This window comes from Pseudoxanthomonas sp. CCNWLW251 (assembly GCF_037402255.1).
Taxonomy (GTDB): Bacteria; Pseudomonadota; Gammaproteobacteria; order Xanthomonadales; family Xanthomonadaceae; genus Pseudoxanthomonas_A.
The window spans coordinates 939,194-955,927 of the sequence record NZ_JBBEGA010000002.1; the positions used below are offsets into that span (position 1 = coordinate 939,194).

General features: G+C 68.4%; 20 protein-coding genes and 1 other RNA gene. 16 read left to right on the forward strand and 5 right to left on the reverse strand.

The genetic code is table 11. The features are described from left to right. Positions 1 to 18 precede the first annotated feature (18 nt). From WBN46_RS11460 to rpiA, 7 genes are all read left to right on the forward strand, one after another. Complete coding sequence (locus WBN46_RS11460) at positions 19 to 2,280, forward strand: EAL domain-containing protein (protein WP_337731612.1); 2,262 nt, start codon at positions 19 to 21, stop codon at positions 2,278 to 2,280. Positions 2,281 to 2,397: 117 nt separating this feature from the next. Further along, positions 2,398 to 2,619, forward strand: coding sequence for a TIGR02449 family protein (locus WBN46_RS11465; RefSeq protein ID WP_142125592.1), 222 nt, complete (start codon positions 2,398 to 2,400; stop codon positions 2,617 to 2,619). Continuing rightward, positions 2,616 to 2,912, forward strand: a complete 297-nt coding sequence (locus WBN46_RS11470) for a cell division protein ZapA (protein WP_142125591.1) — start codon at positions 2,616 to 2,618, stop codon at positions 2,910 to 2,912. Before WBN46_RS11465 ends, WBN46_RS11470 begins: the two co-directional genes overlap by 4 nt. Positions 2,913 to 2,996: 84 nt before the next feature. Then, positions 2,997 to 3,183: non-coding RNA, 6S RNA (ssrS, locus tag WBN46_RS11475), on the forward strand. A gap of 178 nt (positions 3,184 to 3,361) precedes the next feature. Next, positions 3,362 to 3,988, forward strand: coding sequence for a 5-formyltetrahydrofolate cyclo-ligase (locus WBN46_RS11480; protein WP_337731613.1), 627 nt, complete (start codon positions 3,362 to 3,364; stop codon positions 3,986 to 3,988). Continuing rightward, positions 3,985 to 4,452 (forward strand): EVE domain-containing protein, encoded by a 468-nt coding sequence (locus tag WBN46_RS11485; RefSeq protein WP_337731614.1) that lies wholly within the window; start codon positions 3,985 to 3,987, stop codon positions 4,450 to 4,452. The genes WBN46_RS11480 and WBN46_RS11485 overlap by 4 nt, the downstream gene beginning before the upstream one ends. Positions 4,453 to 4,622: 170 nt before the next feature. Further along, complete coding sequence (gene rpiA / locus WBN46_RS11490) at positions 4,623 to 5,273, forward strand: ribose-5-phosphate isomerase RpiA (RefSeq protein WP_337731615.1); 651 nt, start codon at positions 4,623 to 4,625, stop codon at positions 5,271 to 5,273. 27 nt (positions 5,274 to 5,300) lie between these two features. Here the strand turns inward: rpiA and WBN46_RS11495 are convergent, their stop codons facing one another. After that, entirely contained in the window at positions 5,301 to 5,690 is a 390-nt protein-coding gene (locus WBN46_RS11495; RefSeq protein WP_192202140.1) for a transcriptional regulator, read from the reverse strand. A 159-nt stretch (positions 5,691 to 5,849) separates the two neighbouring features. On the opposite strand from WBN46_RS11495, the gene WBN46_RS11500 reads away from it, so the two are divergent. The 3 genes from WBN46_RS11500 (at position 5,850) to WBN46_RS11510 (ending at position 7,700) form a co-directional block, all read left to right on the forward strand. After that, positions 5,850 to 6,275, forward strand: a complete 426-nt coding sequence (locus WBN46_RS11500; RefSeq protein ID WP_337731616.1) for a hypothetical protein — start codon at positions 5,850 to 5,852, stop codon at positions 6,273 to 6,275. A gap of 91 nt (positions 6,276 to 6,366) precedes the next feature. Beyond that, positions 6,367 to 6,813, forward strand: a complete 447-nt coding sequence (locus tag WBN46_RS11505; protein ID WP_337731617.1) for a DUF192 domain-containing protein — start codon at positions 6,367 to 6,369, stop codon at positions 6,811 to 6,813. Positions 6,814 to 6,851: 38 nt separating this feature from the next. Next, complete coding sequence (locus WBN46_RS11510) at positions 6,852 to 7,700, forward strand: SirB1 family protein (RefSeq protein ID WP_192202143.1); 849 nt, start codon at positions 6,852 to 6,854, stop codon at positions 7,698 to 7,700. Between the two features lie 205 nt (positions 7,701 to 7,905). On the opposite strand, the gene WBN46_RS11515 is transcribed toward WBN46_RS11510, so the two are convergent. Continuing rightward, entirely contained in the window at positions 7,906 to 8,127 is a 222-nt protein-coding gene (locus WBN46_RS11515; RefSeq protein ID WP_337731619.1) for a rubredoxin, read from the reverse strand. A gap of 35 nt (positions 8,128 to 8,162) precedes the next feature. On the opposite strand from WBN46_RS11515, the gene thiE reads away from it, so the two are divergent. The 6 genes from thiE to WBN46_RS11545 all read left to right on the forward strand — a co-directional run bounded on the left by thiE (position 8,163) and on the right by WBN46_RS11545 (position 13,979). After that, positions 8,163 to 8,798, forward strand: a complete 636-nt coding sequence (gene thiE / locus WBN46_RS11520; protein WP_337731620.1) for a thiamine phosphate synthase — start codon at positions 8,163 to 8,165, stop codon at positions 8,796 to 8,798. Between the two features lie 93 nt (positions 8,799 to 8,891). Beyond that, complete coding sequence (gene hemL, locus WBN46_RS11525) at positions 8,892 to 10,184, forward strand: glutamate-1-semialdehyde 2,1-aminomutase (protein ID WP_337731621.1); 1,293 nt, start codon at positions 8,892 to 8,894, stop codon at positions 10,182 to 10,184. Then, on the forward strand, positions 10,181 to 10,810 hold the full coding sequence (locus WBN46_RS11530) for an HAD-IA family hydrolase (RefSeq protein ID WP_337731622.1): 630 nt from the start codon (positions 10,181 to 10,183) through the stop codon (positions 10,808 to 10,810). Before hemL ends, WBN46_RS11530 begins: the two co-directional genes overlap by 4 nt. 70 nt (positions 10,811 to 10,880) lie before the next feature. Further along, entirely contained in the window at positions 10,881 to 12,005 is a 1,125-nt protein-coding gene (locus WBN46_RS11535) for a DJ-1/PfpI family protein (RefSeq protein WP_337731623.1), read from the forward strand. Positions 12,006 to 12,009: 4 nt separating this feature from the next. Beyond that, a complete protein-coding gene (locus WBN46_RS11540) occupies positions 12,010 to 12,699 on the forward strand; it encodes a response regulator transcription factor (protein ID WP_337731624.1) in 690 nt (229 codons plus the stop codon). Beyond that, on the forward strand, positions 12,696 to 13,979 hold the full coding sequence (locus WBN46_RS11545) for a HAMP domain-containing sensor histidine kinase (RefSeq protein WP_337731625.1): 1,284 nt from the start codon (positions 12,696 to 12,698) through the stop codon (positions 13,977 to 13,979). Before WBN46_RS11540 ends, WBN46_RS11545 begins: the two co-directional genes overlap by 4 nt. Before the next feature lie 30 nt (positions 13,980 to 14,009). On the opposite strand, the gene WBN46_RS11550 is transcribed toward WBN46_RS11545, so the two are convergent. From WBN46_RS11550 to WBN46_RS11560, 3 genes are all read right to left on the reverse strand, one after another. After that, complete coding sequence (locus WBN46_RS11550) at positions 14,010 to 15,236, reverse strand: acetylornithine transaminase (RefSeq protein ID WP_337731626.1); 1,227 nt, start codon at positions 15,234 to 15,236, stop codon at positions 14,010 to 14,012. Between the two features lie 83 nt (positions 15,237 to 15,319). Beyond that, positions 15,320 to 15,856 carry a cysteine hydrolase family protein gene (locus tag WBN46_RS11555; protein WP_337731627.1) on the reverse strand — a complete coding sequence of 179 codons (537 nt, stop codon included), beginning with the start codon at positions 15,854 to 15,856 and terminating at the stop codon, positions 15,320 to 15,322. A gap of 115 nt (positions 15,857 to 15,971) precedes the next feature. After that, positions 15,972 to 16,637, reverse strand: coding sequence for a hypothetical protein (locus WBN46_RS11560; protein ID WP_337731628.1), 666 nt, complete (start codon positions 16,635 to 16,637; stop codon positions 15,972 to 15,974). Between the last annotated feature and the right edge of the window lie 97 nt (positions 16,638 to 16,734).

Sequence of the window (16,734 nt, forward strand, 5' to 3'; positions counted from 1 at the left end):
CACGGTCCGTCCACCCGCATGCACGCCCTCTCTGTCGTCGCACTCCTCGCAACGGCGTCCCCGCTGTCGTCCCGGGTGCCGGTCATGCTGCTTGCCGGCGTGGTGCTGGCGGGCGTGGTGGTGATCGGCACGCGCCGCTGGTGGCAGGCCTGGCTGGCGGCCCGGCAGTTGCCGCAGGAACCGCTGCGCAGCGAATCCCTGCGCAACCGCGACGAGCGCCTGAAGCTGGCGCTATGGGCATCCGGCGAACAGTTCTGGGACTACGACCTGGTGCAGCGCAGGCTGTACCGGATGCGCGCCGACGAGACCGCCGTGCAGACGGGCGACATCACCGTGCTCACGCGGCAGGGCGAAGTGCCGACCATCCACGAGGAAGACCTGCCCCTGGTGATGGAGCGCCTGCGCCTGCACCTGCAGGGCAAGGCGCCGATCTTCACGTCCGAGCACCGCATGGACATGCACGGCAACGGCACGTGGGTGTGGGTGCGCGCACGCGGCCGGGTGGTCGATCGCGACAACGAGGGCCAGCCGATCCGCATCGCCGGCACCGCGCGCGACATCACCGCCAGCCGGAATGCCGAATACGAGCACCGCATCGCCGGCGAGGTGATGCGCAGCATGAACGAGGCCGTCGCGGTGCTGGACTGGGCGCACCAGTTCATCACCATCAACCCGGCATTCACCCGCATCACCGGCTACGCCGAAGAAGAGATCATCGGCCAGCCGATGACCATGCTGGACAGCGACCAGCACGAGGATGCGTTCTTCGAACGGATGAACCGCGAGCTGCGGCTCACCGGACGCTGGTCCGGCGAGATCTGGAAGGTACGCAAGGACGGCGAGGAGATCCTCTGCCGCATCGAGACCAACGTGGTGCCCGATGCCAGTGGCGAACGCCCGCTGTACGTGCAGGTGCTCACCGACATCACCGAACAGAAGCGGGCCGAGCAGGAACTGCGCTACCTGGCCAACTACGACACGCTGACCAGCCTGCCGAACCGTTCGCTGCTGTCCGAACGCCTGTCGCGCGCCATCGTGCGTGCACGCCGCGAGCACGGGCACGTCGCGGTGCTGTTCATCGACCTGGACCGGTTCAAGGACATCAACGACTCGCTGGGCCACGCCACCGGCGACCGCATCCTGCGCGCCGCCGCCGCGCGCGTGCAGCAGACGGTGGGCACCCAGCACACGGTGGCGCGCCTGAGCGGCGACGAGTTCACCGTGGTGCTGGAGGACATCAACGGCATGCCCGACGCGGAGGCCGTGGCACAGCGCATCATCCAGGCGTTCCGTGCCCCGCTGAATTTCGGCGAACGGCTGGAGCTGGCGGTGTCGCCGTCGATCGGCATCAGCCTGTATCCCGAGCACGCGCAGGTGCCGACCGAACTGCTGAAGCATGCCGACACCGCCATGTACCAGGCCAAGGCGATGGGCCGGCACACGTACGAGATGTACTCCGAGTCGATGGACGAGAAGAATCGGCACCGCGCGATCCTCGCCAGCGCACTGCGCCGCGCGATCGACCGCAACGAGTTGTCGCTGGTGTTCCAGCCACGCCTGTCGATCTCGCGCCAGCGCATCACCGGCGTGGAGGCGCTGCTGCGTTGGGACAGCAAGGAATTCGGCATGGTCTCGCCGGCACAGTTCATTCCCCTGGCCGAAGAATCCGGGATGATCCTGGAGATCGGCGCCTGGGCGTTGCGCGAAGCCTGCCTGACCCTGCGCAACTGGCATGACCAAGGCCTGGAAGAACTTTCCATGGCGGTGAACGTGTCCGCCACCCAGCTCCAGCGCGGCGACCTGCAGACGGTGGTGGCGCGCACCCTGCAGGAGACGGGCGTTCCCGCCGGCAGGCTGGAGCTGGAACTGACAGAAAGCGTGGTGATGGCCAGCCCCGAACAGAACGCGGACACGCTGCGCGCCTGTCGCCGGCTGGGCATTTCGCTGGCGATCGATGATTTCGGCACCGGCTACTCATCGCTGGCGTACCTGAAGCGCCTGCCGCTGACGACGCTCAAGATCGACCGGGAGTTCATCAGCGACCTCACCCACGATACCGACGATGAAGCGATCACCAGCACCATCATCACGATGGGCCAGTCGCTGGCGCTGAAAGTGGTGGCCGAGGGCGTGGAAACGTGGGACCAGTACGAGTTCCTGCGCAACCACGGCTGCGACGAAGTCCAAGGCCACTGGGTCTCGCAGGCGCTGAGCCCGGACCAGTGCCTGCGCTTCATCCGCGACTACTACCCCGGCTCGGGCATGCGCGTCGCCTCCTGAATTCCCTTGCGGGAGCGACGCCGGTGGCGATCAGGGTCCCGGTATCGCGACGGGCGTCGCTCCCACGCCCCCGGCCGCCCTTGACCGCCCGCCAAGCGCATGCCTAATGTGCCCGCCATGGACAACGCCGACCTCCTCGACCAGCTCCGCGCGCTCAGCACGCGCATCCAGGACCTGGCGGACCGCTGCCATCGCCTGGCGGACGAGAACCGCAGCCTGCGCCAGCAGCAGGAACAGCTGGTCGGTGAACGCTCGCAATTGCTGGCCAAGAACGAACAGGCGCGTTCGCGGGTGGAAGCGATGATCAGCCGCCTGAAATCCCTGGAGCAGCACACGTGAGCGCCAACGAACCGGTCAGCGTCCACCTCCTGGACCGCGAGTACACCGTCGGCGTCGCGCCCGATGAACGTTCCAGCCTGATGGCGGCCGCCAAGCTGCTCGACAGCCGCATGCGCGAGGTGCGCGGCAGCAACCGCATGGCCGCGGTCGACCGCATCGCCGTGCTGGCCGCATTGAACCTGGCACACGAATTGCAACAATTGCGCGATGAACAGCACGCACGCAACCGCGATGTCGAGCGCACGCTGCAGGACCTGCACCGCAAGCTCGACGGCGTGCTGGGTACGCCGTAACAGCATGTGCATGTCGCCGACCGCGCACTGAATCGGCCGACGAACGGGCTAGGCAAAAAGTCCTCAATCGCTATACTGGCCTCGCGTCCTCTGCTGTACTCGACAGTGAGCGCAAACATTCGCCTTGTCCCTTAATTACGACCACGGGATGGTGACGGTTACCGGGAGTGCAGGTCTGCCTCGCAGCGGAAAGCCCGATGGTTGCCCAACCTTCCCACTTGAACCCCGGGTTCAAGGTCGTTTCGCGAACATCGTGCATGGCGGAGGACGTATTTTTCCCGCGGCAGCGGCATCAGCCGCGACCCGGCCGGTCCTGTTGCACCCGCCCTTGAGCGGGATGACTTCGAAACGAAGCCGACTGCACTAGGGATCCGACGCCCAGGGCCGTGACTGACGCCGCTCCCGCGGTCCCACCGGCAACGCCGGTGTGCATGCCGTAAAATTCACGCATGCCCGACTCCCCGTCTTCCGCCATGGCCGCCGAGCGCAATGCGCTGCGCCGTGAACTGCGTGCGCGCCGCCGCGCCCTGCCCGCCGCCGAGCGCATCGCCGGCGCCGACGCACTGGCCACGCGCCTGTTCGCACTCCCCTTCTTCCCCGCCACAGGTTACGTCGCCGGCTATTGGGCGATGGACGGCGAAATCGGCCTCCACAGCTGGCAGCTGCGCCTGCCACCGGGCCTGGTCTACTGCCTGCCTGTATTGGCCGACGACGAAACACTCCGCTTCGCACCCTGGCGGCCGGGCGACGAGCTGGTGACCAACCGCTACGGCATTCCCGAACCGGATGTCGATCCACGCGCCGGCCTGGTCGCCACGGACATGGCGTTGATCGTCGTGCCACTGGTGGGGTTCGACGCCGCGGGCCACCGTCTCGGCATGGGCGGCGGGTGGTACGACCGCACGCTGGCGCCACGCCTGCAACGCCCCGCGCCGCCGTGGCTGGTCGGCGTCGGCTTCGAGGCGCAGCGCATCGGCACGGTCGGCGCGCAGGCCTGGGACGTACCGCTGGATGCCATCTGCACCGAGCGCGACACGCTGCTTCCTTCCTCCTCTTTGCCGGACGCCCCACCATGACCGCCCGCAAGCGCTACTGGCTGATGAAGTCGGAACCGGATGCCTTCTCCATCGATGACCTGGAAAAGGTCGGCACCGAGCCGTGGAACGGCGTGCGCAACTACCAGGCGCGCAACTTCATGCGCAGCATGCAGGTAGGCGATGGCGTGCTGTTCTATCACTCCAACTGCAAGGAACCGGGCATCGTCGGCACGGCCACCGTGTCCAGTACCGCCTATCCGGACGAAACGCAGTTCGATCCGAAGTCGGACTACCACGACCCCAAGAGCACGCGCGAAGATCCGCGCTGGTCGCTGGTGGACGTGACGTTCGAGCGCAAGCTCACGCGCACCATCACGCTGGAAGAGGTCAAGCAGCATGCCGATGCGCTGGGGGAAGGCTTCGCGCTGACCCAGCGCGGCAGCCGCCTTTCCGTATCGCCGGTGACGGCCGCACAGTGGAAGTTCCTGCTGGCGCTGGAGTAGCCATGCCCCTGTAGGAGCGACGTAAGTCGCGACCGCACGCCCTGCAGGCCGGGGGAGAATGACAGCACCGCGCTTCCCACGTCCCCTGCCTTCCCCTGCGTCCCCACCCTCCCGGTCGCGACTTACGTCGCTCCTACAACAACCCCATCCTGTACACGAGTGTTGAACCCATGAGCGAAGCAAAGCGCCTGGCCGGCGAGAAGGCCATCGAGTTCGTCGAGGACGGCATGATCGTCGGCGTGGGCACGGGCTCCACCGTGGCCTTCTTCATCGATGCGCTGGCCGGCATCAAGGACCGCATCAAGGGCGCAGTGTCCAGTTCCGAACAGAGCACGGCGCGCCTGAAGCAGCACGGCATCGAGGTGCTGGACCTCAATCACACCGGCACGCTGTCGCTGTACGTGGACGGTGCCGATGAATGCGACCCGCACAAGCGCCTGATCAAGGGCGGCGGCGCGGCGCTGACGCGCGAGAAGATCATCGCCGAGGCCAGCAAGCAGTTCGTCTGCATCATCGACCCCAGCAAGCAGGTGCCCGTGCTGGGCAGGTTCCCGCTGCCGGTGGAAGTCATCCCGATGGCGCGCAGCCTGGTGGCGCGCGAGATCCTCGCGCTGACCGGCGGCCAGCCGGTGTGGCGCGACGGCGTGACCACCGACAACGGCAACGTGGTGCTGGACATCCACAACCTGTCGATCACCGACCCGGTCGCGATGGAACGCGAGATCAACCAGATCCCCGGCGTGGTCAGCGTGGGCCTGTTCGCCCGCCGTCCGGCGGATATCGTCATCGTCGGCGGCGAACCGCCGGTCGTGCTGCGCTAGGCGACCGGCACAGGCGGCCGAGCGCTTTTACGCCTCGTCCGCCAGCGCTTTCACCAGTTCGCCCACGAGTTCGCGCTTCTTCGGCGGCAACCGGAGGAAGGCATCGATCACCTGGCGCTCGCGGCTACCGGCGCCGGCAGGCCACGTGGCCCGCGTTTCGGCCACGCGTGAGCGCGTGCTCGTGCCGAAGCGCAGGGTATGCGGATCCGCCCCCAGCAGGTCCGCCAGCACCTGCAGCTTGTCCTGCGCGGGAATCGCGCGGCCACCGAGCCAGCGCGACGTGGTCTGGAAAGTGACAGAGCGGCCGCGATAGCGGGTGTTGAACAGATGGAACAACACCGTCGGGCGTGGCTCGTAGCCAGCCTGCTGCATGGCGTGCGCCAGTCTCTGCGAGAATTTTTCACGCTCGTTGCCCATGCGGGGAACGTTAGCGGCGGCGAATCACACTTATTAACCAATTAAGTTAATTGACGTGAACTTATCGAGTTCATAAAGTCGGTACCGATCGCGTGGCGGCGTTCCTGCCCACGGAAGCCGGGCCACCGCGAGCCTTCCCACAGACACAAGGAGATGTCGATGCCATTGATGGACGCCAACGGGCACGAAGCGCCCGCCGCCGATACATGTGATGTGGCGATGTCCGCACCGCCCCTCATCCCGCTGGATGACGCACTGCACGTACTGCAGGCCGATCCCGGCCACAGCCTGGCGGACCCGGGCCTCGCCAGACTGCCGCCGGCCGGGCTCGACAGGCTGTTCCTCGCGGCACGCAGGCAGGCCGAACGCAACCATGACGGCATCCTGCTGCTGCTCGACCTGCTGCAGGTCGCCCAGCGCGCGGACAGCGCCCGTCATCACCAGCTGATGCCGGGCGTCGTCCGCCAACTGCGCCATCACGTGGAAGACCAGCAGCGCTGGCACGCGCTGGCGGAGAACGCCGCCTACTATCGCGACAACCGGCTCGCGGCGGAGAGGATCGCCGCGAAGCTGCGCACGGACTGAATCCGCTGCGGCGCGCGCGCCCATCACCGCAGACCGACAGGCTCCGGGCACGGCGCTACACTACGGCCCTCCTCGAACAGCGGACTTCGACATGCGCCTCCCCCAGCTGACCGTGCTCGCTTTTACCCTTCTCCTCAGCGGCTGCGCCAACGGCGGGCCATGGGTCGAAGTGGGCGGCGAGCGCTTCACGGTGGAGATCGCCGACGACGATGCCGAGCGTGCGCGCGGGTTGATGTTCCGCGATGCGATGGCCGATGGCACCGGCATGCTCTTCATCCACGACGCCGAAGAGCCGCAGGCGTACTGGATGAAGAACACCCGCATCGCATTGGACATCCTCTACTTCGACAACAGCCGCAAGCTGGTGTCGCAGCAGCGCAACGTGCCGCCCTGTTCCGGCGGCAATGCCTGCCCGTCCTACCCCAGCGCCCGGCCGGCCCGTTACGTGCTTGAACTCAATGCCGGCGAAGCGGAACGGCTGAAGCTCGAGGACGGCGCGGAACTGGGCCTCGGCGATGGCATTCCGCCCGTCCGCTGAGGCTTGATTGTCGGCGCGAACGGCCGCACTCTGTGGCCATGGGGGATCGACTGACATTGCCGGAATGGAATGCGTTGGCCAGCCAGGCGGATGAAACCGTGCCGCTGCTGGAAACCGCGCTGCTGATCGCGCGCGACGAGTACCCCGACCTGGACCCGGACCTTTACGACACGCTGGTCCAGAGCCACGCCGAACATCTGCGCCATGAGATCGACACGATCGAGCCGTGGCCGCTGAAGATGGCGGCGATCAACCGGCACCTGTTCGACGAACTGGGCTATACCGGCAACCACGACGAGTACTACGACCCGCGCAACAGCTACCTCAACCAGGTGTTCGAGCGCCGGCTGGGCAACCCGGTGTCGCTGGCGATGGTGCAGATGGAAGTGGCCCACCGGCTGGGCGTGCCCCTGGACGGTGTGTCCTTCCCCGGTCATTTCCTGGTGCGCCTGCCGGTGGACGACGGCCTGCTGGTGATGGATCCCTTCAACGGTGGCCGTCCGCTGGGCGTGGACGAACTGCGCGAACGCGCCAAGCCGCATCTGGGCGGCGATGTCCCCGACGATGCAGCGCTGCTGCACATCCTCAACCCGGCTTCACCACGCGCGATCCTGGTGCGTACGCTGCGCAACCTGCACGGCGTGTACGCCGAGCGCGAGGAGTGGGACCGCGCCGCGCGCAGCGTCGATCGCGTGCTCAAACTGACGCCCGATCAACCGGATGCCCTGCGCGACCGCGGCCTCGCGTACCTCAAGATGGATCACCGCCATGGCGCCCAGCGCGACCTGACGCGCTATCTGCAGCTGGCGCCGGAGGCGAACGACACGTCGGCGATCCGCGAGCAACTGGTGGAGCTCAGCGCGGTGCGTTCGTCGCGGATGCATTGAGCGTCAGGAGCAGGCCACTTCCTGCGTCCCCTGTAGGAGCGACGTGAGTCGCGACCGCACAACATGAACTCCATCGTCCCGGCTTTGCGCGCGTTACCTCACGCTGTTTCGCCGTAAACAACCCTCCCCTGCCGGGGTCGCATTACGGACATCCGACGCCTCCGGTCGCGACTCACGTCGCTCCTACAGGGGCGCAGAAAGCATGTCAGTCCAGCTCCACCATCTCGAAATCGTCCTTGCCCACGCCGCAATCCGGGCAGGTCCAGTCGGCCGGGATATCGTCCCAGCGCGTGCCCGGGGCGATGCCTTCTTCCGGCAGGCCATCGGCCTCGTCGTAGATGAAGCCGCAGACCACGCACATCCAGGTGCGGAAGATGGTGGCGGTGGCGTCGGTCATCGGATAATGCACGCTGGAAGGAGCGGCCATTGTCCCACCGCCGCCCGTGCACCGGAAGTTCACCCATGACAGCCCTGCCGCCGTCCGTCCGCACTGCCCGCGGGCTGTACCTGATCACGCCGGAAGAGCCGGACACCGCCCGCCTGCTGGCGCGCGTGGCGGCCGTACTCCCCTATGCCACGTGGCTGCAATACCGGCAGAAGGCTGCCGGCGCTGACCGCCGGGGCGAACAGGCCACCGCGCTGCACGCGCTGTGCGTGCAGGCCGGCGTGCCGCTGATCATCAATGACGATGTCGCCCTGGCCGAAGCGGTGGGGGCAGCGGGGGTCCACCTGGGCGAGGACGACGGCGATATCGCCACCGCGCGCGCGCGACTGGGTGAAGACGCCATCGTCGGGGCCTCCTGTTACGACGAGGCCGTGCACGCACAACGCGCGGTCGCCGCGGGCGCCAGTTACGTGGCCTTCGGCGCGTTTTTCCCCACCACCAGCAAGGTGACCACGCGCCGCGCCGCGCCGGCCCTGCTGACCGGCGCTGCGGCGCTGGGCGTGCCGCGGGTGGCGATAGGTGGCATTACCCCGGACAATATGGGGCCGCTGGTCGCCTCCGGCGCCGACCTGGTTGCCGTGATCGGCGGCGTGTTCGAGGCGCCCGATCCGGTGGCGGCGGCGATCGCCTATCGACGTGGCTTCGGCATCTGACCCGTGTAGGAGGGGCTTTAGCCCCGACCGCCTTCGTTGCCGAAGCTCTCGGGGCTAAAGCCCCTCCTACAGATATCCCTTATTGGAACCCCCATGAACCACGACCAGTCCCACGCCCTCTTCACTCGAGCCAAGGCCTTGCTGCCCGGTGGCGTCAATTCGCCGGTGCGCGCGTTCAAGTCGGTGGGCGGCGAGCCGTTCTTCGTGCAGCGTGCCGATGGCGCCTGGCTGCATGATGTGGATGGCAATCGCTACATCGACTACGTGGGCTCGTGGGGCCCGATGATCGTCGGCCACAACCATCCGGCGGTACGCGACGCGGTGCAGGCTGCCATCCAGAACGGCCTGTCGTTCGGCGCACCCTGCCCGGCCGAAGTGACGATGGCGGAAACGATCACGCGGCTGGTGCCGTCGTGCGAGATGGTGCGCATGGTCAATTCCGGCACCGAGGCCACGCTGTCGGCGATCCGCCTGGCGCGTGGCGCCACCGGCCGCAACCGCATCGTGAAGTTCGAAGGCTGCTACCACGGGCACGGCGATTCGTTCCTGGTGAAGGCCGGCAGCGGCATGCTCACGCTCGGCGTGCCGACCTCGCCCGGCGTGCCGGCCGGCCTGAGCGAACTGACCCTGACGCTGAGCTACAACGACTTCGACGGCGCCACCGCCATGTTCGAGCAGTACGGCAGCGAGATCGCCTGCCTGATCATCGAACCCGTCGTCGGTAACGCCAACTGCCTGCCGCCGCGTGAAGGCTACCTGCAGCACCTGCGCGCGCTGTGCACGCAGCATGGCGCGCTGCTGATCTTCGACGAAGTGATGACCGGCTTCCGCGTGGCGCTGGGCGGCGCGCAGGCGCACTACGGCATCACGCCCGACCTGACCACCTTCGGCAAGATCATCGGCGGTGGCATGCCGGTGGGTGCCTACGGTGGCCGCCGCGACCTGATGCAGCAGATCGCGCCGGCCGGTCCCATCTACCAGGCCGGTACGCTGAGCGGGAATCCGGTGGCGATGGCCGCCGGGCTGGCGATGCTGGAGCTCATCCAGGCCCCAGGTTTCCACGATGGTCTCGCTGCGGCGACCACGACGCTGTGCGAAGGCATGGAAGCCGCCGCACGCGAGGCCGGCGTTCCGCTGACCACGACCCGCGTCGGCGCGATGTTCGGCCTGTTCTTCACGGATCAGCAGGTCGACACCTATGCACAGGCGGTGGCCTGCGACACGGCGGCGTTCAACCGCTTCTTCCACGCCATGCTGGAACGCGGCGTGTACCTGGCACCGTCGGCGTTCGAGGCCGGCTTCATGTCCAGCGCGCACACGCCCGAGGTGATCGAGGCCACGCTCACCGCCGCCCGCGACGCATTCAAGGTGGTCGCGGCCGGATGAAGCCGCGCATCCGGCAGGTGCTGTTCGATTTCGATGGCGTCCTGGCGCATTACCGGCACGAAGTCCGGATCGCACACCTGGCCGCGCATGCCGGCTGCGAACACGCGCGCGTGCGCGAGGTGCTGTTCGTGTCGGGGCTGGAAACCGAGTACGACAGCGGCAGTGTCGACACGGACACTTACCTGCAGCGGCTCGGCGAAGGGATCGGCGCTGCCATTGACGAGGACGCATGGATCGCGTCGCGGATGGCCGGCAGCACGGCCATGGACGACGTGCTGACCCGCATCGCCACGCTGCACGCGGACGTGGCGATGGGCGTGCTGACCAACAATGGCGCGATGATGATGCAGGCCATCCCGCGCATCGTCGCGCCACTGGCGGCGCGGATCGAGGGTCGGATACTCACCAGCGGCGGGTTGCAGAGGCGCAAGCCGGCCCCGGCCACCTTCACGCATGCGCTGGAACTGCTCGGCTGGGATGCCGCCAGCACGCTGTTCGTCGACGACAAGTTCACCAACGTGCAGGGCGCGCGCGAAGCCGGCCTGCACGCGGAGACCGTCACCGACGGGCGCACGCTCGGCAAGGCGCTGAAACGCTACGCCTTCGGCCCCCAGACCGGCTGGTGACCGGCCTGGTTTGAAGCTTGATTGATCCGGCGACAGGACACTGGTGCCCACCCACCGGAGAACCGTCGTCATGCGCTTCATTCCACGCACGTTCCACCTCGCCTGCACACTCCTGCTGACCACCCTCGCCGCACCGCTGCACGCGGCGGATGCGGGCAGGATCCTGATCGTCGTCAGCGGCGAAGGCCGCGACCAGGGCAAGACCCGACCGGGCTACGAGTTCGACGAGCTGTCGCAGGCGTGGCTGATCTTCAAGGCGAACGGCTTCGCCATCGAGGTCGCCAGTCCGCAAGGGGGTGCCGTGGAAGCCGACAAGTACAACCCGCAGGAGTCGTTCAATGCGGCCCTGCTCGCCGATGCGGACGCCACACGCGTGCTCGCGGACACACGGAAAACCCGGGACGTGAAGGCGAGTGACTACGCCGCCATCTACGTGGTCGGCGGCAAGGGCGCGATGTTCGACCTGCCGCGCGATGCTGCGCTGGCATCGCTGCTGGCCGATGCGTACGAACACGGCGCCGTGATCGGCGCGGTCTGCCATGGACCGGCCGCGCTCGCTGACGTCCGCCTGCGCAATGGCGCGTCGCTCGTGGATGGCAAGGCCCTGACCGGCTTCACCAACGAGGAGGAAGCCCTGTTCGGCAAGCGCTGGGCGAAGGAGTTTCCCTGGTTGCTGGAAGACAGGCTGCGCGAGCGCGGCGCACGCTGGGAGGAGGCGCCGCTGATGATGCCGAAGGTCGTCGTCGACGGCCGTCTCGTCACCGGGCAGAACCCCTACTCCACTCCCGGTGTCGCCGAGGCCATCGTGCGCGCCACGGGCCGTACGCCGGTCGCGCGCACGGCGTGGCGCGACGAACTGACGATGGCACTCGCAGCGCAGGCACGCGAAGGCGACACCCGGAGCGCCGCGGCCGCCCTGGCCGCCGAGACCGCGCGCTACCACGTCGACCTGCTCGGCCTGCTCGGCTACTACCAGGCGCAGGCCGCTTCCCACGACGACGACATCCGCCACGCGCTGCAGCTGATGCAGCTGGCGATGCCGTACATGGCGCAACCGGAGCTGAAACTCGGTGCCGCCGAAGCGCACCTGCGGCTCGGCGAACATGCGCAGGCCAGGGCACTGGTGCAGCGCGTGCTGGAAGGCAAGCCCGACATGGAAGAAGCTAGGGCCCTCCTGCAACGCATCGACGGTTGAACCGATGAAGGCCTCCGCGCTCCGCGTCCTGGTGATCGAGGACAACCCGTTGCTGCGCGCGCAGCTCGATGGCCTGTTCGCAGCGGAGGGGATCCAGGCCGAGTTCGCCGGGGATGGACGGAGCGGATTGCAGATAGCCCTGGACGCGCCGCCCGATGTGGTGGTGCTGGACCTGGGACTGCCGGGGCTCGACGGCGTCCGTCTCTGCGAGCGCCTGCGGGCCGAAGCCGACCGGCATGTCCCCGTGCTGATGCTGACCGCGCGCGATGCGCTGGAGGACAAGCTGCAGGGCTTCCGGGCCGGTGCCGACGACTACCTGGTAAAGCCGTTCGCGGGCGCGGAACTGCTGGCGCGCTGCATCGCACTGTCGCAACGGCATCGTGCCGGGCAGACGCATGTGCTGCAGATCGGCTCGCTGCATATCGACCGTCGCAACGGCCGGGCGCGACGGGAAGGTCACGACCTGGACCTCCACCAGACCAGCTACCAGATCCTGCTGGCGTTGGCCGAGGCCTGGCCGCGCACGCTGACGCGCAGCGAACTGATCCAGCGCCTGTGGAACGACGCGCCACCGGAGTCCGATCCGCTGCGCACGCACCTGTATCTGCTGCGGCAGGCATTGGACAAGCCCTTCACCACCCCGATGCTGAAGACCGTGCACGGCGTGGGCTTCCGCCTGCAGGCCGACGCATGAGCCGCAACGCCCACGCGCCCCGCAGGCGCCTGCGCAACCGCCTGATGCTGGCGTTCGCCACGTTCACCGTGGTGGTCGCGGCCGTGTTCGCGCTGTACGTACTGCTGTTCGTCTACACGGTCGAAGACCACCTCTTCGAGGCGATGCTCGAACGCGAGGTGGCTGCGCAGTTGCAGCATCATCGCGACCACGGGACGTGGGCGACGCCGCGCGACGGCTTCATGTCCGTGGTCACCGACATGTCCGCGCTCCCGGACGGCATGGCCGACGTGCTGCGCCAGGAACCGCGGCGGCGGGAATTCTCCGGTGCCGCGGGCCGGCACTACCACCTCCGTCCCCTCGATCCGCCCGGCGCGGCGGGTTCGCGTGCGTGGCTGGTCGCCGAAGTGAGTTCTCTGCTGGCGGTCCGGCCGATGCGGACGCAGATCCTGCACCTCCTGTTCTGGACAGGCGTCGCAGTGGTGACCCTGGCCCTGCTGCTCGGTGGCTGGCTGGCCCATCGCATCACAGCGCCCCTGTCGCGACTGGCCCAGGCGGTGGGAGACGCCACGCCGGAGCGACTGCCGCCGAATTTCGCCGCCGCATTCCCCGACGATGAAGTGGGTTTGCTCGCGCGCCGGCTGGACGACCTGATCGCGCGCGTGCGCGCCTTCGTCGAGCGCGAACGCGAGTTCACCCGCGATGCCAGCCATGAGCTGAGGACGCCGCTGACGGTGATCCGCACCGCGACCGAGCGCCTGGGCACGGAGCCGGGGCTGTCGGAGGCGGCGCACCGCAGCCTGGACCACATCGCGCAATCGTCGCGGCAACTGGAACAGACGGTGATGCTGCTGCTGTCGCTGGCGCGCGAGCAGGCAGCGCCGGGGCCCGCGAACGCCACCGCGGTGCTGCCGGTGCTGGAACGCGTCGTCGTCGAGCAATCGCCGTTGCTGGACAACAAGCAGGTGGACGTCCACGTCGATGTCGCCAGCCACCACGCGACGAACCTGCCCACCACGGTGCTGAACATCCTGCTGTCCAACCTGGTCGGCAACGCGTTCGCGCATACCCGCGAAGGTCGCATCGCCATCGCCATGGACGGCGACACGCTGTGTGTCTCCAACCCGGGCGCCGGCGTGCGCGACGTGGATTTCCAGCCCTTCATCAAGCATGACGACAGTGCAGGCTTTGGCCTGGGCCTGTCGATCGTGCAGCGACTCTGCGAACGCCACGGCATCGACCTGCGGATCGAGAGTGTGCCCGGCCGTACCGTGGCGCGCCTTACCCTGCCGGCCGCCTGATCATGCCCGCCATCGGGAGGGCTGCACCGCTCAGGCAGCGAACGCCCGCAGCGCCGCATGCAGGCGCCGGAGGCCCTCGGCCACTTCCTCGTCGGTGATGTTCAGCGCGGGCACGAAGCGCAGCACGTCGGGGCCTGCCTGCAACAGCAGCAGGCCTTGCGCCGCCGCCCGGTCCAGGACCTCGCCGGCCCGGCCGGCATGCTTCGCGCCGAGCACCGCACCCAGCATCAGGCCGCGTCCACGCAGCTGCGAGAACAGACCGAGTTCCGCATTGATCGCATCCAGCCCCTTGCGCAGCGCCGCGGCCTGTCGCGCCACGTTGTTGGCGATCTGCGGGGAGGCCAGTTTGCGCAGCGCGACGCGCGCGACGGCCGCCGCCAGGGGATTGCCGCCGAAGGTGGTGCCATGTGCGCCGAACTGCATCACCTCGGCCACTTTCGGGCCAGCCAGCATCGCGCCGACCGGAAAACCGCCGCCCAGCGCCTTGGCCAACGTCACGATGTCGGGCACTACGCTGTCCTGCCAGTGCGCGAACAGCGTACCGGTGCGCCCCATGCCCGCCTGGATTTCGTCCAGCACCAGCAGCGCCCCATGGTGATCGCACAGCGCGCGCACGCCGGCCAGGAAGCCGGGCGCGGCCGGCATCACGCCGCCCTCGCCCTGCACCGGCTCGACCATCACCGCCGCCACATCGCCGCAGGACATGGCGATCTCCAGCTGGGTCAGATCGTTGAAATCGACGTAGCGGAACCCGGCGGGCAGCGGCTCGTAGCCTTCCTGGTACTTCGGTTGCGCCGTCGCCGTCACGGTGGCCAGTGTGCGGCCATGGAAGCTGCCACGGAACGTCACGATCACGCGCTGGTCCGGCGCGCGGCCCTGCGAGGCGGCCCACTTGCGCACCAGCTTGATCGCCGCTTCATTGGCCTCCGCGCCGGAGTTGCACAGGAAGACCCGCTCGGCAAAGCGCGATGCGGTGACCAGTTCCTCGGCCAGGCGCAGCGGCGGCTCGCTGTAGAAGACATTGCTGGTATGCCACAGCTTGCCCGCCTGCTCGGTCAGCGCCGCGACCAGGTCGGGGTCGTTGTGGCCCAGCCCACAGACGGCGATGCCGGCGGACAGGTCGATGAATTCGCGTCCCTCGCTGTCCCAGACGCGCGCGCCCTGGCCGCGCTCCAGGATGACGTCGCGCGGACGATACACGGGCAGGTAGTAGCGCTGGCCGTTGGCCAGCAGGTCGGCGGCGGTCGTGGCGCTCATGGCAGCGGCTCTGCAGCGGAAATGGCCGTGTATTGTCGCCGATCGCGGGGTCCGCGCCAGCGGGCGCCGCAGCATCCCGCCGCTCAGGCGGTGAAGGCGATCCCGTCGGCCGGCAGCGCCCGGATGCTCACGCCGAAACTGCGGATCGCCGGCAGCGTGGCGTTGTGGTGCGTGCGGATCTGGTCGGCCGTCGCGTGCGCCTTGTCGTGGGTGGTGTGCGCGTCGGCGGCCAGCACCACGTGGTACCCATGCGCCGCCGCGCTGCGCGTGGTGGTGTCCACGCAGAACTCCGTGGCGTAACCGCACAGCACCACACCTTCCACGCCGCAGAACGACAGCACCTCGTCCAGTCCGGTGCGCAGGAACGAGTCCGGCGTGCTCTTGCGGATGCGGTGGTCGCCCTCGGCCACCGACAACGCGGGATGCAGCGCCCAGCCGGTGGATTGCGGCTCCAGGTCGCCTGCGCGCTCATGCTGCACGAAAACAACGGGCATGCCGGCTTCGCGGGCCTTCGCCGACAGCGCGTTGATGCGCTCGATCACGCCATCGGCATCGGCCGGCGACGGTTGCGGCTCGAACAGGCCACGCTGCACATCGATCACGACCAGGGCGAGGTTCATCGGGCACCTGCATTGAGGGAACAGGCTGCCAGCTTCCCTCATCGCGCCCGCACTGCCAAGGTGCGGGCGCGGAGGTCGTTCACTTCCTCATCATCGGCGGGGCCGCCACCGTCCCTCAGCGCGCCAGCTGCGCGATGTTGCGCGCCAGCAGCGCATCGCCCGGAAGCCCCTGGCGCGCCTCGAGCGTGAGGCGCCCGGCGTCGTCGGCCCGTTCGTCCGCGCGCGCCACCAGCGCAGCGGCGAAACGCAGCGAAGCGTCCTGCGGCCGCAATGCCACGGCCTGGGCGATCCGCACGCTACCGTCTTCGCGTGCCAGTTGCGCGCGCAACGCGGCGACATCGATCCGGCCGGTCCGCGGCATGTCATACCGCTGCAGGCGCAGCAGGTCCTGCAGGGTTTCGCGGAAATAGCCCGCATCGAACAGCGCAAGCGCGCGCGCCGACGCGCCCGTGGCTGCGGCGACGCGCGCTTCCAGTCGCGCGGACAGGTCGCGCAGCACAGCGCCGTCGCGACTGGCGTAGATCGCCGCGCGGCGAAGCGTTTCCATCCGCGCGATGACCGGCGTGTCGGCGGCCAGCAGGCGCTGGGTGTCGGCGACGAGGCGGTCGAGGCCATAGGCCGGCGACGGCGTGTTCCACCCCGCGCCCCAGGGCAGCGATGGCGCACCCGCGGTGTCGAACGGTTCGCACAGCAATGGCGGGCCGGCATGCGCGGGCATGGACAGGGCACTGAGGCCCAGCAGGACGGCACAGGCACGCAGGTGCAGCGGGACGATCTTCATGACGGTTCTCCGGTGATGGGGCAACGCCGTGCGGCGTGCCGCGCGACGTTGCCGCGCATGAGAAAAGACGCCACGGGTGCGCGCCGCGTTAACCCGT